This is a genomic window from Bradyrhizobium sp. SMVTL-02 (assembly GCF_051853005.1).
Taxonomy (GTDB): Bacteria; Pseudomonadota; Alphaproteobacteria; order Rhizobiales; family Xanthobacteraceae; genus Bradyrhizobium.
The window spans coordinates 5046740-5061701 of sequence record NZ_CP182469.1 but is presented as its reverse complement, the minus strand read 5'-3'; the positions used below and the strand labels follow the sequence as shown (position 1 = coordinate 5061701).

Annotated in this window: 13 protein-coding genes, 1 tRNA gene and 1 pseudogene; 10 read left to right on the top strand and 5 right to left on the bottom strand. The window is 64.7% G+C overall.

Annotated features, from left to right (window positions below; all coding sequences use genetic code 11):
• The first annotated feature begins 21 nt into the window (after positions 1 to 21).
• The 5 genes and pseudogenes from ACNJYB_RS24045 to ACNJYB_RS24025 form a co-directional block, all read left to right on the top strand.
• Positions 22 to 849 carry a 3-keto-5-aminohexanoate cleavage protein gene (locus tag ACNJYB_RS24045; RefSeq protein ID WP_439368825.1) on the top strand — a complete coding sequence of 276 codons (828 nt, stop codon included), beginning with the start codon at positions 22 to 24 and terminating at the stop codon, positions 847 to 849.
• A 131-nt stretch (positions 850 to 980) separates the two neighbouring features.
• Positions 981 to 2186 carry an MFS transporter gene (locus ACNJYB_RS24040; protein ID WP_439368824.1) on the top strand — a complete coding sequence of 402 codons (1206 nt, stop codon included), beginning with the start codon at positions 981 to 983 and terminating at the stop codon, positions 2184 to 2186.
• A gap of 183 nt (positions 2187 to 2369) precedes the next feature.
• Positions 2370 to 3599, top strand: a complete 1230-nt coding sequence (locus tag ACNJYB_RS24035; protein ID WP_439368823.1) for a CaiB/BaiF CoA transferase family protein — start codon at positions 2370 to 2372, stop codon at positions 3597 to 3599.
• A 198-nt stretch (positions 3600 to 3797) separates the two neighbouring features.
• Positions 3798 to 4013, top strand: a complete 216-nt coding sequence (locus ACNJYB_RS24030) for a hypothetical protein (RefSeq protein ID WP_439368822.1) — start codon at positions 3798 to 3800, stop codon at positions 4011 to 4013.
• Position 4014: 1 nt separating this feature from the next.
• A pseudogene (locus ACNJYB_RS24025) lies at positions 4015 to 4089 on the top strand (RidA family protein); the annotation flags it as partial.
• A gap of 193 nt (positions 4090 to 4282) precedes the next feature.
• Here the strand turns inward: ACNJYB_RS24025 and ACNJYB_RS24020 are convergent.
• Positions 4283 to 4954 (bottom strand): TetR/AcrR family transcriptional regulator, encoded by a 672-nt coding sequence (locus ACNJYB_RS24020; RefSeq protein ID WP_439368821.1) that lies wholly within the window; start codon positions 4952 to 4954, stop codon positions 4283 to 4285.
• 211 nt (positions 4955 to 5165) lie between these two features.
• Between ACNJYB_RS24020 and ACNJYB_RS24015 the strand changes: the two genes are divergently transcribed.
• Entirely contained in the window at positions 5166 to 6401 is a 1236-nt protein-coding gene (locus ACNJYB_RS24015) for an acyl-CoA dehydrogenase family protein (protein WP_439368819.1), read from the top strand.
• A gap of 146 nt (positions 6402 to 6547) precedes the next feature.
• Entirely contained in the window at positions 6548 to 7606 is a 1059-nt protein-coding gene (locus ACNJYB_RS24010; RefSeq protein WP_439368818.1) for a phosphotransferase family protein, read from the top strand.
• Between the two features lie 399 nt (positions 7607 to 8005).
• Here the strand turns inward: ACNJYB_RS24010 and argE are convergent, their stop codons facing one another.
• On the bottom strand, positions 8006 to 9184 hold the full coding sequence (gene argE / locus ACNJYB_RS24005; protein WP_439368816.1) for an acetylornithine deacetylase: 1179 nt from the start codon (positions 9182 to 9184) through the stop codon (positions 8006 to 8008).
• A gap of 938 nt (positions 9185 to 10122) precedes the next feature.
• Entirely contained in the window at positions 10123 to 10908 is a 786-nt protein-coding gene (locus ACNJYB_RS24000; protein ID WP_439368814.1) for an SDR family NAD(P)-dependent oxidoreductase, read from the bottom strand.
• 134 nt (positions 10909 to 11042) lie between these two features.
• On the opposite strand from ACNJYB_RS24000, the gene ACNJYB_RS23995 reads away from it, so the two are divergent.
• Positions 11043 to 11741 carry a histidine phosphatase family protein gene (locus tag ACNJYB_RS23995; protein WP_439368813.1) on the top strand — a complete coding sequence of 233 codons (699 nt, stop codon included), beginning with the start codon at positions 11043 to 11045 and terminating at the stop codon, positions 11739 to 11741.
• 79 nt (positions 11742 to 11820) lie between these two features.
• Positions 11821 to 12588 (top strand): SDR family NAD(P)-dependent oxidoreductase, encoded by a 768-nt coding sequence (locus ACNJYB_RS23990; RefSeq protein ID WP_439368812.1) that lies wholly within the window; start codon positions 11821 to 11823, stop codon positions 12586 to 12588.
• 165 nt (positions 12589 to 12753) lie between these two features.
• Here the strand turns inward: ACNJYB_RS23990 and ACNJYB_RS23985 are convergent, their stop codons facing one another.
• Complete coding sequence (locus ACNJYB_RS23985; RefSeq protein WP_439368811.1) at positions 12754 to 13980, bottom strand: serine hydrolase domain-containing protein; 1227 nt, start codon at positions 13978 to 13980, stop codon at positions 12754 to 12756.
• 148 nt (positions 13981 to 14128) lie between these two features.
• Between ACNJYB_RS23985 and ACNJYB_RS23980 the strand changes: the two genes are divergently transcribed.
• A tRNA-Trp gene (locus tag ACNJYB_RS23980) sits at positions 14129 to 14204 on the top strand.
• Between the two features lie 306 nt (positions 14205 to 14510).
• Here the strand turns inward: ACNJYB_RS23980 and ACNJYB_RS23975 are convergent.
• On the bottom strand, positions 14511 to 14843 hold the full coding sequence (locus ACNJYB_RS23975) for a Gfo/Idh/MocA family oxidoreductase (protein ID WP_439368810.1): 333 nt from the start codon (positions 14841 to 14843) through the stop codon (positions 14511 to 14513).
• Positions 14844 to 14962 lie beyond the last annotated feature (119 nt).

Sequence of the window (14962 nt, the reverse complement as noted above, 5' to 3'; positions counted from 1 at the left end):
GCCATCATCAGAGGCCCAGGGATGAACCCCGTCGTCGTTGCTGTCGCTATCACCGGCTCAGTTCCGCGCAAGAAGGACAATCCGGCGGTGCCCATCCTGCCGTCCGAACAGATCGAATCCACACACCAGGCCTTCGAGGCCGGCGCCACGCTTGCCCATATCCATGTTCGCAACGATGACGAGACGCCGTCCTCGGATCCCGAGCGCTTTGCCGTGGTGCAGGAGGGCATCAAGATACATTGTCCGGGGATGATCGTTCAGTTCTCGACCGGCGGGCGAGGGCGCGATCCCTCGGCGCGCGGCTCGTCGCTCTATCTCAAGCCGGACATGGCCTCGCTCTCCACGGGCTCGGTGAACTTTCCGACCATCGTCTACGAGAACAGTGGTGCTCTCGTCGAAACGCTCGCGACCGGCATGAAGGCGAATGGCATCCGGCCGGAAATCGAGATCTTCGATCTGTCGCATCTGCATGGCGCCCGCCGCTTGATCGAGGCGGGGCTGATCGATGCGCGCCCGCATGTGCAGTTCGTCATGGGCGTCAAGAACGCGATGCCGGCGGACGAGCATGTCCTCGACATCCTTCTGGGAGAGCTCAAGCGCCTGATTCCGCAAGCGACGTGGACCGCGGCCGGGATCGGACGCCATCAGGCGGAGGTCATGGGCTGGGCGCTGGCGCGGGGCGCCGACGCGGTTCGCACCGGGCTCGAGGACAATATCAGGATCGACAAGACGCGCCTCGCCGCGAGCAACGCCGAGCTCGTGACCGTCGCCTGCGAGGCAGTCGCGCGCCACGGCCGGCGCGTCGCGACCGCCGCCGAGGCGCGATCCCTGCTCGGTCTCGCGCGATAGGGGCTACTGCCTCCTCCTGACATGCTCCCGGCTGCCTTCTGCCATTCGGCGGCCGGCGTTCCGCAGCGCCAAGACTCCCGCTATGACGGGGTCCGTGCACAGGCACGCAGCTGGGGCAGGCGACGTTTGGAATGCGGTTCTTGAAATCTGGCGGCAGGCTCATCGGGGTCCTGCTGGTGCTTGCAATCACCCAGCTCATTGGATGGGGCACGATCGGCCTTCCGCCCATCATCGGCCGCGACCTTGCGGCCGATCTTGGCATGAGCCTGCCGATGGTGTTCGCAGGCACCTCGACGCTTTATGTCACCATGGGGCTGTGCGCGCCCTGGCTCGGCAAGGCTTTCGCGCGGCATGGTGCGCGCAAGGTCATGATGCTTGGCACGGTCGTCAGCGTGCCCGGATTCGTGCTGCTGTTCTTCGCGCGCGACCCAGCCCTCTATTTCGCCGCCTGGATCGTCTTCGGCCTTGCCGGCAGCGCCACGCTCTCGACGGGTGCCTATATCATGCTCAACGAGGTCGCCGGGCGGCAGGCCAAGAGCGCGATCGGCGCGCTCATGCTGGTGACGGGGCTTTCGAGCAGCATCTTCTGGCCGGCCACATCGTTCCTGAATGCTCTCGTCGGCTGGCGCTGGACGTGTCTGGTCTACGCCGCCATGCTGATCGTGGTCTCGCTTCCGCTCTATGCGTTGGCGGCGCCGCGCCGGAGCGTCGCGAAGGACGAGGGCCCAACGCCAGTAAAGCACGCGGATGTGCCGCCGGTTGCGCGCAGCACCTTCGGCCTCGTCGTCTCCGCAATCACCCTCAATGCCTTCGTCAATTTCGGTCTCGGCGCCGTGTTCATCGAGCTGCTGCGGGCGGAGGGGCTGGCGCCGGCGCAGGCGGTCGCGTTCGGCTCGATGCTCGGCGTCATACAGGTCAGCGCCCGCGGGCTCGACTTCCTCGGCGGCGGGCGGTGGGACGGCATCACGACCGGGCTGGTGGCCGGCACGGCGCTGCCCGTCGCCATGCTGCTTTTGATGCTGAGCGAGGGCGCGACGTGGGCGGTTGCGGTCTTCATCCTGCTCTACGGCGCCGGCAGCGGCGCGATGGCGGTGGCGCGGGCGACCATCCCGCTGGTGTTCTACGACCAGGCCGAGTTCGCCAAGGCGATGTCGATGATCGCGCTGCCGCTCAATCTCGCCTCCGCGCTGTCTCCGCCGCTGCTGGCCGGCCTGCTCACCCAGTTCGGCAGCCGCAGTGCGCTCGGTCTCACCTTCGTCTGCTCCTGCGCGACGGTGCTGATCCTGGTCCTGCTCGGGCGGCGGAGGCCAAGCGTGGTCGCAGCGGTCGCCACCTGAGTTCGGCGGGGCAATCTTCGCGGCGCGGAAATTCGCCTCCGCAGGGCCGCCACTGCTGCCGGGGGGGCAGGGATGGCCGTATGCCCGGAGCGCAGTGCTAGGGGAACGAAAATGGTGTATCGGCAGAGAGCGCGGCTTGGCCGAGGCTGCCGCGCCAACACCAGTTCCCCGGAGGAAACCGACATGTCGGCCTTGCCGCTCTCAGGCATCAAGATCCTTGACCTCACCCGCGTCCTCGCCGGGCCCTTGTCGGCCCAGATGCTGGGCGATCTCGGTGCGGAGGTGATCAAGATCGAGCGGCCGGGCACCGGCGACGACGCGCGCGCCTTCGGCCCGCCTTATCTGACCGATCCCGAGGGCAAGGCCAACAACAACAACTCGTTCTACCTCTGCGCCAACCGCAACAAGAAGTCGGTTACCGTCAACATCGCCAAGCCGGAAGGGCAGGCGATCATCCGCGAACTCGCCAAGGACGTCGACGTCTTCATGGAGAACTACAAGGTCGGCGATCTCAAGCGCTACGGCCTCGACTACGAGACGATCAAGGCGATCAATCCCGGCATCATCTATTGCTCGGTGACCGGCTTCGGCCAGACCGGCCCCTACGCGCCCCGCGCCGGCTATGACGCCATCCTTCAGGCGATGGGCGGGCTGATGAGCGTCACCGGCCATATGGACGGCGAGCCGGGCGAGGGTCCGATGAAGGTCGGTCCGTCCATCGTCGACTACATGACCGGCATGAACACCTCGATCGGCATCCTCTCGGCGCTCTACCACCGCGATGCCAATGACGGGCAGGGGCAGCACATCGACGTGTGCCTGTTCGACACCGTCATCGCCTCGTTGTCGCACTGGCTGCAGATCTACCTCGTCAACGGCAAGACGCCGCCGCGCCGCGGCACCTGGGGCAATGGCGGCATGCCGGCCGGCGTGTTCCGCTGCACCGACGGCGAATTGATGCTGGTGGTCGGCAATGACGGCCAGTTCCAGCGCACCTGTGCGGTGCTCGGCGAGCCCGAACTCGCCAATGACAAGCGCTTCATCAAGAACAACGACCGCGTCGTGCACGGCAAGGAGATCATGGCGATCTTCGCCGGCCTGTTCCTGAGGAAGCCGGTGGCCTACTGGCTGGACAAGCTGGAGGAGGCCGGCGTGCCCTCGGGGCCCATCAACAATTTCGAGCAGGTGTTCTCCGATCCGCACGTGCAGTCGCGCGGCATGCGGGTGAAGACCGAGCACAAGTTCGAGCCGGAGCTGTCGCTGATCCGCAATGCGCTGACCTTCTCGGAGACCCCGATCAAGACCTACCGCGCCCCGCCGCTGCTCGGGGAGCACACACAGGAGGTGCTCGGCGGCAAGCTCGGCTACGATGCGGGCAAGATCGAGGAGCTTAAGCAGCAGGGGATTATTTAGCTTTGCTTTCTTGCTCCCGCGAACACTGTGCCTGCACCGGATCGGTAACCATAGGCTGGTGACGACAACGTGGCGCTCGCGCGGCCTTGCGCGGAGCTTGCGCGCAATCCCCAGATAATCCCGGTCCGTAGTCGAGCAGGCTTCCACTCGGCGCGGGACTCTGATTCGATCTCTTTACTTGAGCGCGGGAGGGAACGAATGTCCTACACCATCGGGTTTCAGTCCAAGAACCAGAAGTCCATTCTGGCGACTGAGGCGGCAACCGCCAATCAGGCGGTCGCCATCATTGCCGCGCTGCGGCAAAGCGCCGACGAAATCAAGTTTATCCGCTCGCCGCAGGAAGGCGAGATGGGCATCGAGATGCTGCTGCTGCTGGCCAAGGAAGAGGCCGAGGAGATGCCGCACCGGGCGTAAGGCGCGGATCTTCGTCTGCACGCCTGAATGGTTCGCTCCCTTCGACGTCGAGATCGACTGCATCGCGATGATGTGAGGAAACGGCCACCCCGCTTCCCCCTGTGGCCATCCTTCGAGACGCCCGCTTAGGCGGGCTCCTCAGGATGAGGGCCGAGCACGCGGCTGCACGCTCGAGGGGCGTCGGTGCCGATCAGCCTCATCCTGAGGAGCCCGCCTGAAGCGGGCGTCTCGAAGGACGAGGCGTGCACTCGACGAGATCAAGGCATTCGTCAACGCGCATCCCGCACCAATGCGCGCGCGGGCGACTTTGTCTCCGTCCGTCCCGCCGTCAGCGCCATCGTCGCCACGCTGACGACGCGCGCGACGACGTCCTCGACGTCGTCGAGGTCGCATTTGCCTTCAGACAGTTTCGTCAGGCGCTCGCTCTCGCGAATGGTGTGGTGCGCCATGGCGAGCGCGAAGTTGAGGCCCCAATAGATATCGACGTCGCTGCGGTCGGGCAGGGACCTGCGCATCGCGCCGGCGAATTTGCGCAAATGATCGATCTCGCGGTTCTTGATGCGCCGGATCGGCGGTACGGATTCGATCGAGGCGCGGATCATGAAGCGCGCGGCGGTCGAGCGCTGGTTCTCCGGTCCCAGGCAGCCGCGCAAGGTCGGCCCCACCAGCGCGCGCAGGATCACCTCGATCGGCGCGCGGCCGCCGCCTTCTTCCTCCGCCGCTTTCAGCTCGCGCAGGCGCTCGCGGTTGGTGGCGATCGAGCGTGTGACGAACAATTCCGCGATCAGCTCGTCCTTGGAGCCGAAATGATAGTTCACCGCGGCAAGGTTGACGCCGGCCTCCGCGACGATGTCGCGCAGGGTGACGTCGCCGAAGCCACGATCGGCATAGAGCCGTTCGGCGGCGGCGAGAATGGCAGACCTCGTATGATCGCTGGCCATGGATGCCCTCGGGGAGGGGAGTTGCAATTCAAACAGTTGTATGAAACTATCGTTTGAGGGCCGGGAAAAGTCAATCCGCAATCGGGACTCGTTCGCAACTGCGATCGGTTCCGCGAGGCTCGCCAAGTGCGCATTCGCGCTTGCGGGCGGCGCGCGGCGGGAGGACAGTCCGGCGCAAAACGATCAGCGAGAGAGAAACGAGGAGCGTCCCATGGATTTCGACCTGTCCCCCAAGCAGAAGGAATGGCTCGACCGCGTGCGGTCCTTCATGGCCAAGCACGTGCGCCCGGCGGTGCCCGTCTATGACGAGCAGGATCGCAGCGGCGAGCGCTGGAAGGTGATCCCGGTGCTGGAGGACCTCAAGAAGAAGGCGAAGGCCGAGGGACTCTGGAACATGTTCATGCCGCCGAACGAGCATGAAGATGATGAATTCCGCGGCGCGGGATTGACCAATCTGGAATACGCGCTGCTGTCGGAAGAGATGGGCCGCATCACCTGGGCCTCGGAAGTGTTCAACTGCTCCGCGCCCGACACCGGCAACATGGAAGTGTTCATGCGCTACGGCACCAAGGAGCAGAAGCGCAAATGGCTGCGTCCGCTGATGGACGGCGAGATCCGCTCGGCCTTCCTGATGACGGAACCGGCGGTCGCATCGTCCGATGCGACCAACATCGAGACCCGCATCGAGAAGGACGGCGACCACTACGTCATCAACGGCCGCAAATGGTGGTCGTCCGGCGTCGGCGATCCCCGCTGCAAGATCGCGATCCTGATGGGCAAGACCGATCCCAAGGCTGCCAAGCACCAGCAGCAGTCGCAGATCCTGGTTCCGCTCGACACGCCCGGCATCAAGGTCGAGAAAATGCTTCCGGTGTTCGGCTTCGATGACGCGCCGCACGGCCATGCCCAGGTGCTGCTCGAGAACGTGCGCGTGCCGAAGGAGAACATCCTGCTCGGCGAGGGCCGCGGCTTCGAGATCGCGCAGGGCCGCCTTGGCCCCGGCCGTATCCACCACTGCATGCGCACGATCGGCAAGGCCGAGGAGGCGCTGGAGAAGATGGTGAAGCGGCTCGCCTCGCGCACCGCCTTCGGCAAGAAGATCATCGAGCACAGTGTGTGGGAGCAGCGCATCGGCGAGGCGCGCACCGACATCGAGATGAACCGCCTGCTGTGCCTCAAGGCCGCCGACATGATGGACAAGGTCGGCAACAAGACCGCGCAGCTCGAGATCGCCATGATCAAGGTCGCAGGTCCCAACATGGCCTTGAGGATCATCGATCAGGCGATCCAGGCCTTTGGCGGCGCCGGTGTTTCGGACGAAGCTGGTCTTGCCAAGGACTACGCCCACATCCGTACGCTCCGTCTCGCCGACGGTCCGGACGAGGTGCACAATCGCGCCATTGCCAGACTTGAACTTCGGAAGTATGCAAACTCTGCCAGTCATTGAGAGGGAGAGCCCTGCGGCGCTCCCGACTTGAAGAAACGACAAGGCATGATCCGCGCCGGACGACGGCTTGACGCAAGTGCATCAGCTGTGGCCGGCTAGGATCGTGCTCGACCTGAAATGGTCAGGACTGAAGAGGGAGCGTCACCGTGACTGACGGCGTCAGGAAAGACGAGGAGTTCTCGGGCACCAAGCCAGTCGAGGAGCGGCATCGTTTCGACGAGCTCCGCCTCGAGGCATGGATGCGCGAGAACGTCGAAGGTTTTGAAGGCCCGCTGGTCGTCCTTCAGTTCAAGGGCGGCCAGTCCAACCCGACCTACCGCCTCAACACGCCGAAGCGTTCCTACGTGATGCGCCGCAAGCCGTTCGGCAAGCTGCTGCCCTCGGCGCATGCGGTCGATCGCGAATATCGCGTCATCGCGGCCCTTGGAAAGCAGGGCTTTCCGGTCGCACGCGCCTATGCGCTGTGCCAGGACGACAGCGTCATTGGAGCCGCCTTCTACATCATGTCGATGGAGGAGGGTCGCGTGTTCTGGGATCCGACCCTGCCGAGCCAGGAGGCCGATGCGCGCCGCAAGATCTTCACCAGCAAGATCGAGACGCTGGCGAAGCTGCACATGTTCGATCCTGTTGCGATCGGCCTTGGCGATTTCGGCAAGCCCGGAAACTATTTCGCGCGGCAGATCGATCGCTGGACCAAGCAGTACCGGGCCTCCGAGACCCAGCACATCCCTGAATTCGAGAAGGTCGCCGAATGGCTGCCCAAGACCGTGCCGGAGCAGGCGCGCGTCTCGATCGTCCACGGCGACTATCGCCTCGACAACATGATTTTCCACGCGAGCGAACCGCGCGTGCAGGCCGTGCTGGACTGGGAGCTGTCGACGCTTGGCGATCCCATGGCCGACTTCACGTATCTGTTGATGCAGTGGATCATGCCGGGCCTGCAGGGCGTCGATCTGAAGGCGCTCAACATCCCGAGTCTGGACGAGGCCGCACAGATCTACTGCAACGTCACGCAGATGAGCGTGCCTGATCTCAACTGGTACTTCTCCTACAATCTGTTCCGCCTCGCGGGCATCACCCAAGGCATCGCCGGCCGTATCCGCGACGGCACCGCCGCCAACGCCAAGGCGCTCGAATCCGCCAAGCGCACCGTGCCGCTGTCGCAGGCGTCATGGGAGTATGCGCAGAAGGCGGGCGCGGTTTAGGACGAACGAAGGCGCGGCTGGTGGCCGCGCCTTCTTGTTCGGTCGGTCGCTATTCGCACCAACCGGTGTCATTGCCCGCGAAAGCGGGCAATCCAGTATTCCAGAGACCCCTGTGCTTGAATCGAGAAGCCGCGGCGTACTGGATGCCCCGGTCAAGCCGGGACATGACATCGGTAAAGACGCGAGGTCGCGGCACCCGTCATTGCGGGCGGAGCGAAGCAATCCAGAGAGTCTCCGCGGCACCAGTCTGGATTGCTTCGTCGGCAAGAGCTCCTCGCAATGACGAGGCACAATTCTCGTAGGGTGGGCGAAAGCGCGTAGCGCTGCGCCCGCCAACCCTCGGCGATCGCGCGACAATAGCGGGCACGCCTTGCTTTGCCGACCGGACGGCAGCGTCGTCTACGACTCCGTCTTCACACAATGCGCGATCAGCCTCTCCACGAACCCCGCGCACTTCTCCAGCTCCGCCATCTCCACGAACTCGTCAGGCGTATGCGCCTGCGCGATCGCGCCGGGGCCGATCACCACCGACGGGATGTCGGCGATGCTGGCGAACAGGCTTGCCTCGGTGCCGAAGGCGACCTTGGCGTGGTCGTTGCGGCCTGCAAGGCTCTTTGCCAGCGTGACGATCGCCGCATCGGCGGCGGTGTCCAGCGCGGGATAGTCGAGGATCTCCTCGAAATCGATGCCGCAGTCCGGATGCCTCGCCTTCATCGCCGGCTCGATCTCCGCCTTGGCCCAGGCGACGATCGCATCGGTCACCTCCTTGGACTCGGTGATGCCGATGCCGCGGCATTCGAAATCCACCGTGCAGGTGTCAGGCACGATGTTCAGCGCAGCGCCGCCGTGGACGATGCTGGTGAGCAGCGTCGAATGCGGAACGTCGTAGAGGCCGTCCGTCGATCGCGCGGCCGCGAGCGCCAAGGCGCGGCGGCGGATCTCGACGATCAGCTCGGCCGCGTATTCGATCGCGTTGACGCCGTCGGGCGCGATCGAGGAATGACGGGCGAGCCCGCGGAAGGTCGCGCGCACGCCGTGCTTGCCCTTGTGGCCGATGATGACCTGCATCTGGGTGGGCTCGCCGATGAAGGCACCGAGCGGCCTGACCTTCTTTTTCGCGACCTCGCGCAGCATCGGCCGCACGCCGACGCAGCCGATCTCCTCGTCGTAGGAGATCGCCAGATGGATCGGCGTCTTGAGCCCGGCCTCCAGCATCTCCGGCACCATGGCGAGGCACACCGCGACGAAGCCCTTCATATCGGTGGTGCCGCGGCCATAGAGCTTGCCGTCGCGCTCCACCAGCTTGAACGGATCATGGCTCCAGTCCTGGCCGACCACGGGCACGACGTCCGTGTGGCCCGACAGCACGAAGCCCGGCCGGTCCTCCGGCCCGATCGTCACCCAGAGCGAAGCCTTCTGCCCGGTCCCGTCGGTCATGCGCTCGCCCTTGGTGCCGAACGAGGCGAGATAGCTCTCGATATGGGCGATCAGGGGCAGGTTGGTGCGGTCGCTGATGGTGTCGAAGCCGACCAGGTCGGCGAGGAGTTTTCGGATACGATCGGGTCTTGAGCTTGGCATTGTCACGGTCTTGTCAGGAGATTGGAGAGTTGCCTGCAGGAACCATACCAATGCGATGGCCGATCGAGCAAATCAACACAGTTCCGTAGCCCGGGTGAGCGTAGCGATACCCGGGAAAGCTCGTGCCGTGAATCCCGGCTGTCGCTTCGCTCATCAGGCTACGAGGCCTTGCTGCCCGTCGGACAAAACACCCAAGCCATCGGTCAACCCGCGGCGCCAAAAACATTCTACTTTATCGAAATTCGGAAATGGCGTATGTGCCGCCGCAACCCGGCCCAAGGAAGAGGGGCGTATCGCGGTCGTCACGAACGCGGGCCGGGCGGCGGTGGACGCAGATGGCGTTGGCGCGAAGAGCTTTGCAGGGCGGGAAACCGTGAGCGAAGTCGGCGCGCATACGACCGGTGCCATCAGCGTACGGCAAAATCGTGTGGTCCTGACGCCCGGGGTCTGTGCGTCAAGTCTTGCGGTGATGTTGCGGCCCGACCGGGCCCGCGCATCAGTCATCTCCAAGGCGACGGGGGCAATAGTGCATCGCTCCCCGAGGAGTTCACGACATAAGCCGTAAAACCACTGCACAGGGAAGGCCGGATGTTTGGCTACACCTGTATGCCGCTGTGCAAATTCTTTGTTGCCACCTTTCGCACAGTGGATGCCCGGCCGGCACCCGGTCTTCCCTGCACCCTCTTTCGCTGGGGGCAGCCAAGCAAAGCTCGGGCGAAATGCGCCGCGAGGATGCGAAGGTATGTCTGCGAATGGCAATGCGAATTGAACAAGCGATGCTGCCACCACGTCATTGCGAGGAGCCCTTGCGACGAAGCAGCCCAGAGTCCCTCCGGAGGCACTCTGGATTGCTTCGCTGCGCTCGCAATGACGATGTGGATGCAGGTGTGCGCGAAAACTCCGCTCTCGTGCCCCGGAGCGCTGGGTCGGGCACGTGCCTAAACCGGTTTCCCCGTATACGGCATCGATGCCGTGAGGCCGCCGTCCACCGGGAACGCTTGTCCGTTGACATACGACGCCTCGTCGCTTGCCAAAAACAGTCCCATCGCTGCGAGCTCGTGCGGCTGTCCGGCGCGCTTGAGTGGGTTGAGCTGGCCGATCTTGTCCTGGGTGCCGCGCTCCTTGGCGCGGTCGAAGATCGGCTTCGTCATCCCTGTTTCGATCAAGCCGGGGCAGACAGCGTTGATGCGCACGCCGGTGCCGGTGAGCGAATAGGCGGTGGTCTGCACCAGGCTGATCACGCCGGCCTTGCTCGCCGCATAGGGATGCCCGCTTGCGCCGGCCTTGAGGCCCGCGACGGAGGCGGTGAGCACGATCGCGCCGGACTGCTGCTTCACCATATGCGGCATCGCGTACTTCACCGCGAGGAACGGCCCGATCAGATTGACGCGCAAAATCTCCTGCCAATGCTCGACGGTCTGCTCGGCCAGCGGAACGAGTCCGCCGGAGACGCCGGCATTGGCCCAGATCACGTCGAGACGGCCGTGCATCGCCACCGCCTTGTCGATGACGGCGATCACGTCCTTCTCGGAGCCGGCATCCGCAACCATCGCTTCCGCGACACCGCCGGCCGACTTGATCTCCTCGACGGTCTCCTTCACCGCCTCGGTGCGATCGACCGCGATCAGTTTTGCGCCTTCGCGCGTGAACAGCAGCGCAGCCGCACGGCCGATGCCGCTGCCGGCGCCGGTGATGATGACGGATTTGCCTTGCAGACGGCCCATGCGTTTCTCCCTGTGGTGCCTCGCGCGACGCTTGCCGCGCGACGGAATTTCAAACAAGATTTCAAACGGTAAAGTGTCTTGAGACACGTTGCCTACTGACGTACAGCGACATCAGACGGGATGGAAGGGTTTCGATGCCAGCCGAAGACAAGCCCAATGTGGTGACGACACGGTGGTGGTGGGTCCGTCACGCGCCGGTGCGCAACGACGGCGGCAACATCTACGGTCAATCCGACATCGCCTGTGACACCAGCGACACCTATGTGTTCAACGCCGTTGCCAAGGTCCTCCCACGCAAGGCGGTCTGGTATTCGAGCAATCTAAGGCGCACGCATCAGACCGCCGAGGCGATCTGGGCAGCCGGCTTCCCGCGGCCTGCCTCGATGAAGTGGGAAGCGGACTTCGCCGAGCAAAATCTCGGCCGCTGGCAGGGCATGAACCGCGCCGCGTTCATCGCGAGCCGCCCCGTCGGCACCAGCTGGTTTGCGGACATCAACGAGCCCGCGCCCGGCGGCGAAAGTTTCACGGATCTCTACAACCGCACGCGCCGCACCATCGAACGGATCAACAATGAGGCAGCCGGACAGGACATCATCGCGGTCGCGCATGGCGGCACGATCAAGGCGGCGGTGGGGCTCGCACTCGGTGACTTGCCGGAGCAGGGGCTGGCGTTCGATATCGACAACGTGTCGGTGACGCGGCTCGACTATTTCGCAAGCCCGGAGCGCACCGTCTGGCGGCTGCCGATGGTCAATCAGCAGCCGTGGATCGCGGACGACGCGCATGCGGCGATGCATCAGCCGGCGGGGCCGGAAGTCAAGAAGCTCGCCTGAATGAGCTGTCATTCCGGGACGGTCCGCAGGACCGGACCCGGAATCTCGATGTGAATACGATCAATCCAGGGAGAGAAACATGACCTTGTTCGACATGAAGGGGAAAGTCGCCGTCATCACCGGATCGACGCGCGGCATCGGGCTTGCGATCGCCGAGCGCATGGCCGAGCACGGCGCCAAGGTGGTGATCTCCTCGCGCAAGGCCGATGTGTGCGAGCAGGTGGCGAAAGGCATCAACGACAAGTTCGGCAGGGGCACCGCCGTCGCAGTTGCCGCCAACATCTCCTCGAAGGAGAATCTGCAAAACCTCGTCGACGAGAGCAACCGCGCCTTCGGCAAGATCGACGTGCTGGTCTGCAACGCGGCATCGAACCCGTATTACGGTCCGCTCGCCGGCATCTCCGACGATCAGTTCCGCAAGATTCTCGACAACAACATCGTCGCCAACAACTGGCTGATCTCGATGGTGGTGCCACAGATGATCGAGCGAAAGGACGGCTCGATCATCATCGTCTCCTCGATCGGCGGCCTCAAGGGCTCGACCATCCTCGGCGCCTACGCGATCTCGAAAGCCGCCGACATGCAGCTCGCGCGCAACCTCGCCTGCGAATACGGCAAGCACAACATCCGCGTGAACTGCATCGCGCCCGGCCTGATCAAGACCGACTTCGCGAAGGCGCTGTGGGACAATCCGGAGAACCTGAAAGCCTCGACCTCGCGCTCGCCGCTGCTGCGCATCGGCATTCCCGACGAGATCGCGGGCGCGGCCGTGTTCCTGGGCTCGAAGGCCGGCGACTTCATGACCGGTCAGACCATGGTGATCGACGGCGGCGCGACGATCAGTTGAGATTACAACGGGTGTCATCGCCCGCGAAGGCGGGCGATCCAGTACTCCGCGGCTGAAGTTGTGCGAACGAACTGCCGTCGCGGAGTACTGGATGCCCTGTTAAGCCGGGGCATGACAGCGAGTGTGGGGAGGCGCTTTGCGACTGAGGAGACGGAGCGAAGGCCCTCACTCCACCGCCGCGTAAACCAGATCCCGCACCAGGGTCCGCGTGTAGTCGCGCTGGCCTGGCCCTTGGCTCATGAACACCGCGAACAGGTCCTCCTTCGGATCGATCCAGAAGAACGTGCCCGCAATGCCGCTCCAGAAATACTGGCCGACGCTGCCGGGGAAGGGCGCGATGCCGGCCTGCGTGCGTACCGCGAAGCCGAGGCCGAAACCGTGTCCCGGCGACAGCAGGGTGCCGTTGGTGGGAACGCCGGGTCCGAGATGATCGGACGCCATCAGCTCCAGCGTCTTGCGGCCGATGATCCTGTTGCCGTCGAGCGTGCCGCCGTTGCGCAGCATCAGCGCAAAGCGGGCGTAGTCCATCGTGGTCGAGACCAGACCCCCGCCGCCGGATTCCATCACCGGCTGCTCGAGCATGTTGAAGAGGGCGACCTTGTCGCCGGTCCAGGGATCGGTCGCGAACGGCTCGGCGAGCCTGTTGGCATTGGCCTCCGAGGTCGCAAAGCCGGTCGCGGCCATCTGCAACGGCAAGAGGATGCGTTCGGTCAGGAGCGCGCCGAGAGACTTGCCGCTGATGACCTCGATGATGCGGCCGAGAATGTCGGTGGAGCGGCTGTAGTTGAACTCGTCGCCGGGATGGCAGACCAGCGGTAAGCTCGCCACCAGCGCGGCGTGCTCGGCATTGCTGATCTTGCGGCTGCGGACGCGGGACTCCTGGTAGAGCTTGTGCACGGGCCCGTCGCCCTGGTGCTCATAGGTGAGCCCGGAGGTGTGGCGGAGCAGGTCCTGCACCGTCATCGGCCGTCTGGGCGGAACCAGCTCGAGCCTGCCGCCGCTGACCACGCCGACCTTCTGGTCGGCGAATTCCGGAATGAACTTGGCCACGGGATCGCTGAGCAGGAGGCGGCCGTCCTCGACCAGCGCCATGACAGCAACCGAGACGATCGGCTTGGTCATCGAGAAGATCCGGAAGATCGAATCGCGCGCCATCGGCGCTGCGCCCATCGGGTTCTGCCTGCCGAGGGCCTCGAACCAGCCGATCTGGCCGCCCCTCGCCACCAGCACGGTGACGCCGGGGACGGTGCCCTTGTCGATCTCGCGCTTGAGGGCGTCGGACATGGCCTGCAGGCGAGGACGCGACAGCCCCAGCGTTTCGGGGCGGGCCTCGGGCAAAGGCGGCGTCTGGGCTGCGGCGGCGGGATTACGGGCGGCTTGGGCGGCGTTCATGCGGGCTCCCGGGTTGTTCTTGTCGTTCGGGTTGGACTGTCGCCCAGGAGTCGCGGTGTGAACAAGCGGCCCTGGTGCGCTTCTCCCTTGCAATCCGGTCGCCCCCTGTGCTTGAAAGCGGCCCGGAGCCGCGGCGACGCAGGTTCGTAGGAGTGTAGCTCAATTGGTAGAGCACCGGTCTCCAAAACCGGGGGTCGCAGGTTCGAGCCCTGCCACTCCTGCCAGCAAAATCAATGACTTAAATGGGGTGCTGGCGGGACGAGGACGATGTATGCCGCGTTTCCATCGCTGAGCCGGACCTGTATCCCTGAAACCGACCTGTCGCGACCGCGGCTCGAAAACCGCTTCGCACTGTTCCCGATCATGCCTAGCCGCCAGCCCATCGCTTCCAGACCGTCTCTACGAGCGCGATGTCGGTCAGCGAGTTCTCGCCGGAGGCCAGCGGCTTCTTGCCTTCAATGACGTCAGAGACAAAGGCATCGGCCTGGCGCCGGAATGCCCGGCTGTTCGCTCTTGTCAGTCGCGTGCTTTCACCCTCGTGATCGACAACGACCTGTGCCTCTCCCTCGGCGAAAGGAGCGCAATTCGATGGTGAGGGTACCGCGCTCGAAATTGTCCTCGCGCCAGGCGCCCTCTGACCCGTTCACAAGGTCCAGCGCGCGCGCCACGCGGGCGTCGTGGCGCTTCACGTAGCCCATGCTGTAGATGAGGCGCTGTCGCCGCGCGGCTTCGACCAGCGATGCGGCCTGAACGATCGTGCAGGCCATCGGCTTCTCCGACTGCACATGGCGGCCAGTGTTCAGCGCGTCCAACACGATCGGGCCGGTGGCGCGGCGCTTCGTCACGACGACGACGGCGGACACCTCGCCATCCGCGAGCAGCTCCGCTGCGTGCCGTAGATCGGCGAGATGCCGAATTTCTGCGCGGCGGCGGCCGCAAGATCGGGCCGGAGATCAGCGATCGCAACGACGCGGCAGGCGGG

Coding starts and splice junctions, on each gene's coding strand:
- ACNJYB_RS24045 (WP_439368825.1), top strand. CDS start 22: ATGAACCCCGTCGTCGTTGCTGTCGCTATCACCGGCTCAGTTCCGCGC.
- ACNJYB_RS24040 (WP_439368824.1), top strand. CDS start 981: ATGCGGTTCTTGAAATCTGGCGGCAGGCTCATCGGGGTCCTGCTGGTG.
- ACNJYB_RS24035 (WP_439368823.1), top strand. CDS start 2,370: ATGTCGGCCTTGCCGCTCTCAGGCATCAAGATCCTTGACCTCACCCGC.
- ACNJYB_RS24030 (WP_439368822.1), top strand. CDS start 3,798: ATGTCCTACACCATCGGGTTTCAGTCCAAGAACCAGAAGTCCATTCTG.
- ACNJYB_RS24020 (WP_439368821.1), bottom strand. CDS start 4,954: ATGGCCAGCGATCATACGAGGTCTGCCATTCTCGCCGCCGCCGAACGG.
- ACNJYB_RS24015 (WP_439368819.1), top strand. CDS start 5,166: ATGGATTTCGACCTGTCCCCCAAGCAGAAGGAATGGCTCGACCGCGTG.
- argE (WP_439368816.1), bottom strand. CDS start 9,184: ATGCCAAGCTCAAGACCCGATCGTATCCGAAAACTCCTCGCCGACCTG.
- ACNJYB_RS24000 (WP_439368814.1), bottom strand. CDS start 10,908: ATGGGCCGTCTGCAAGGCAAATCCGTCATCATCACCGGCGCCGGCAGC.
- ACNJYB_RS23995 (WP_439368813.1), top strand. CDS start 11,043: ATGCCAGCCGAAGACAAGCCCAATGTGGTGACGACACGGTGGTGGTGG.
- ACNJYB_RS23990 (WP_439368812.1), top strand. CDS start 11,821: ATGACCTTGTTCGACATGAAGGGGAAAGTCGCCGTCATCACCGGATCG.
- ACNJYB_RS23985 (WP_439368811.1), bottom strand. CDS start 13,980: ATGAACGCCGCCCAAGCCGCCCGTAATCCCGCCGCCGCAGCCCAGACG.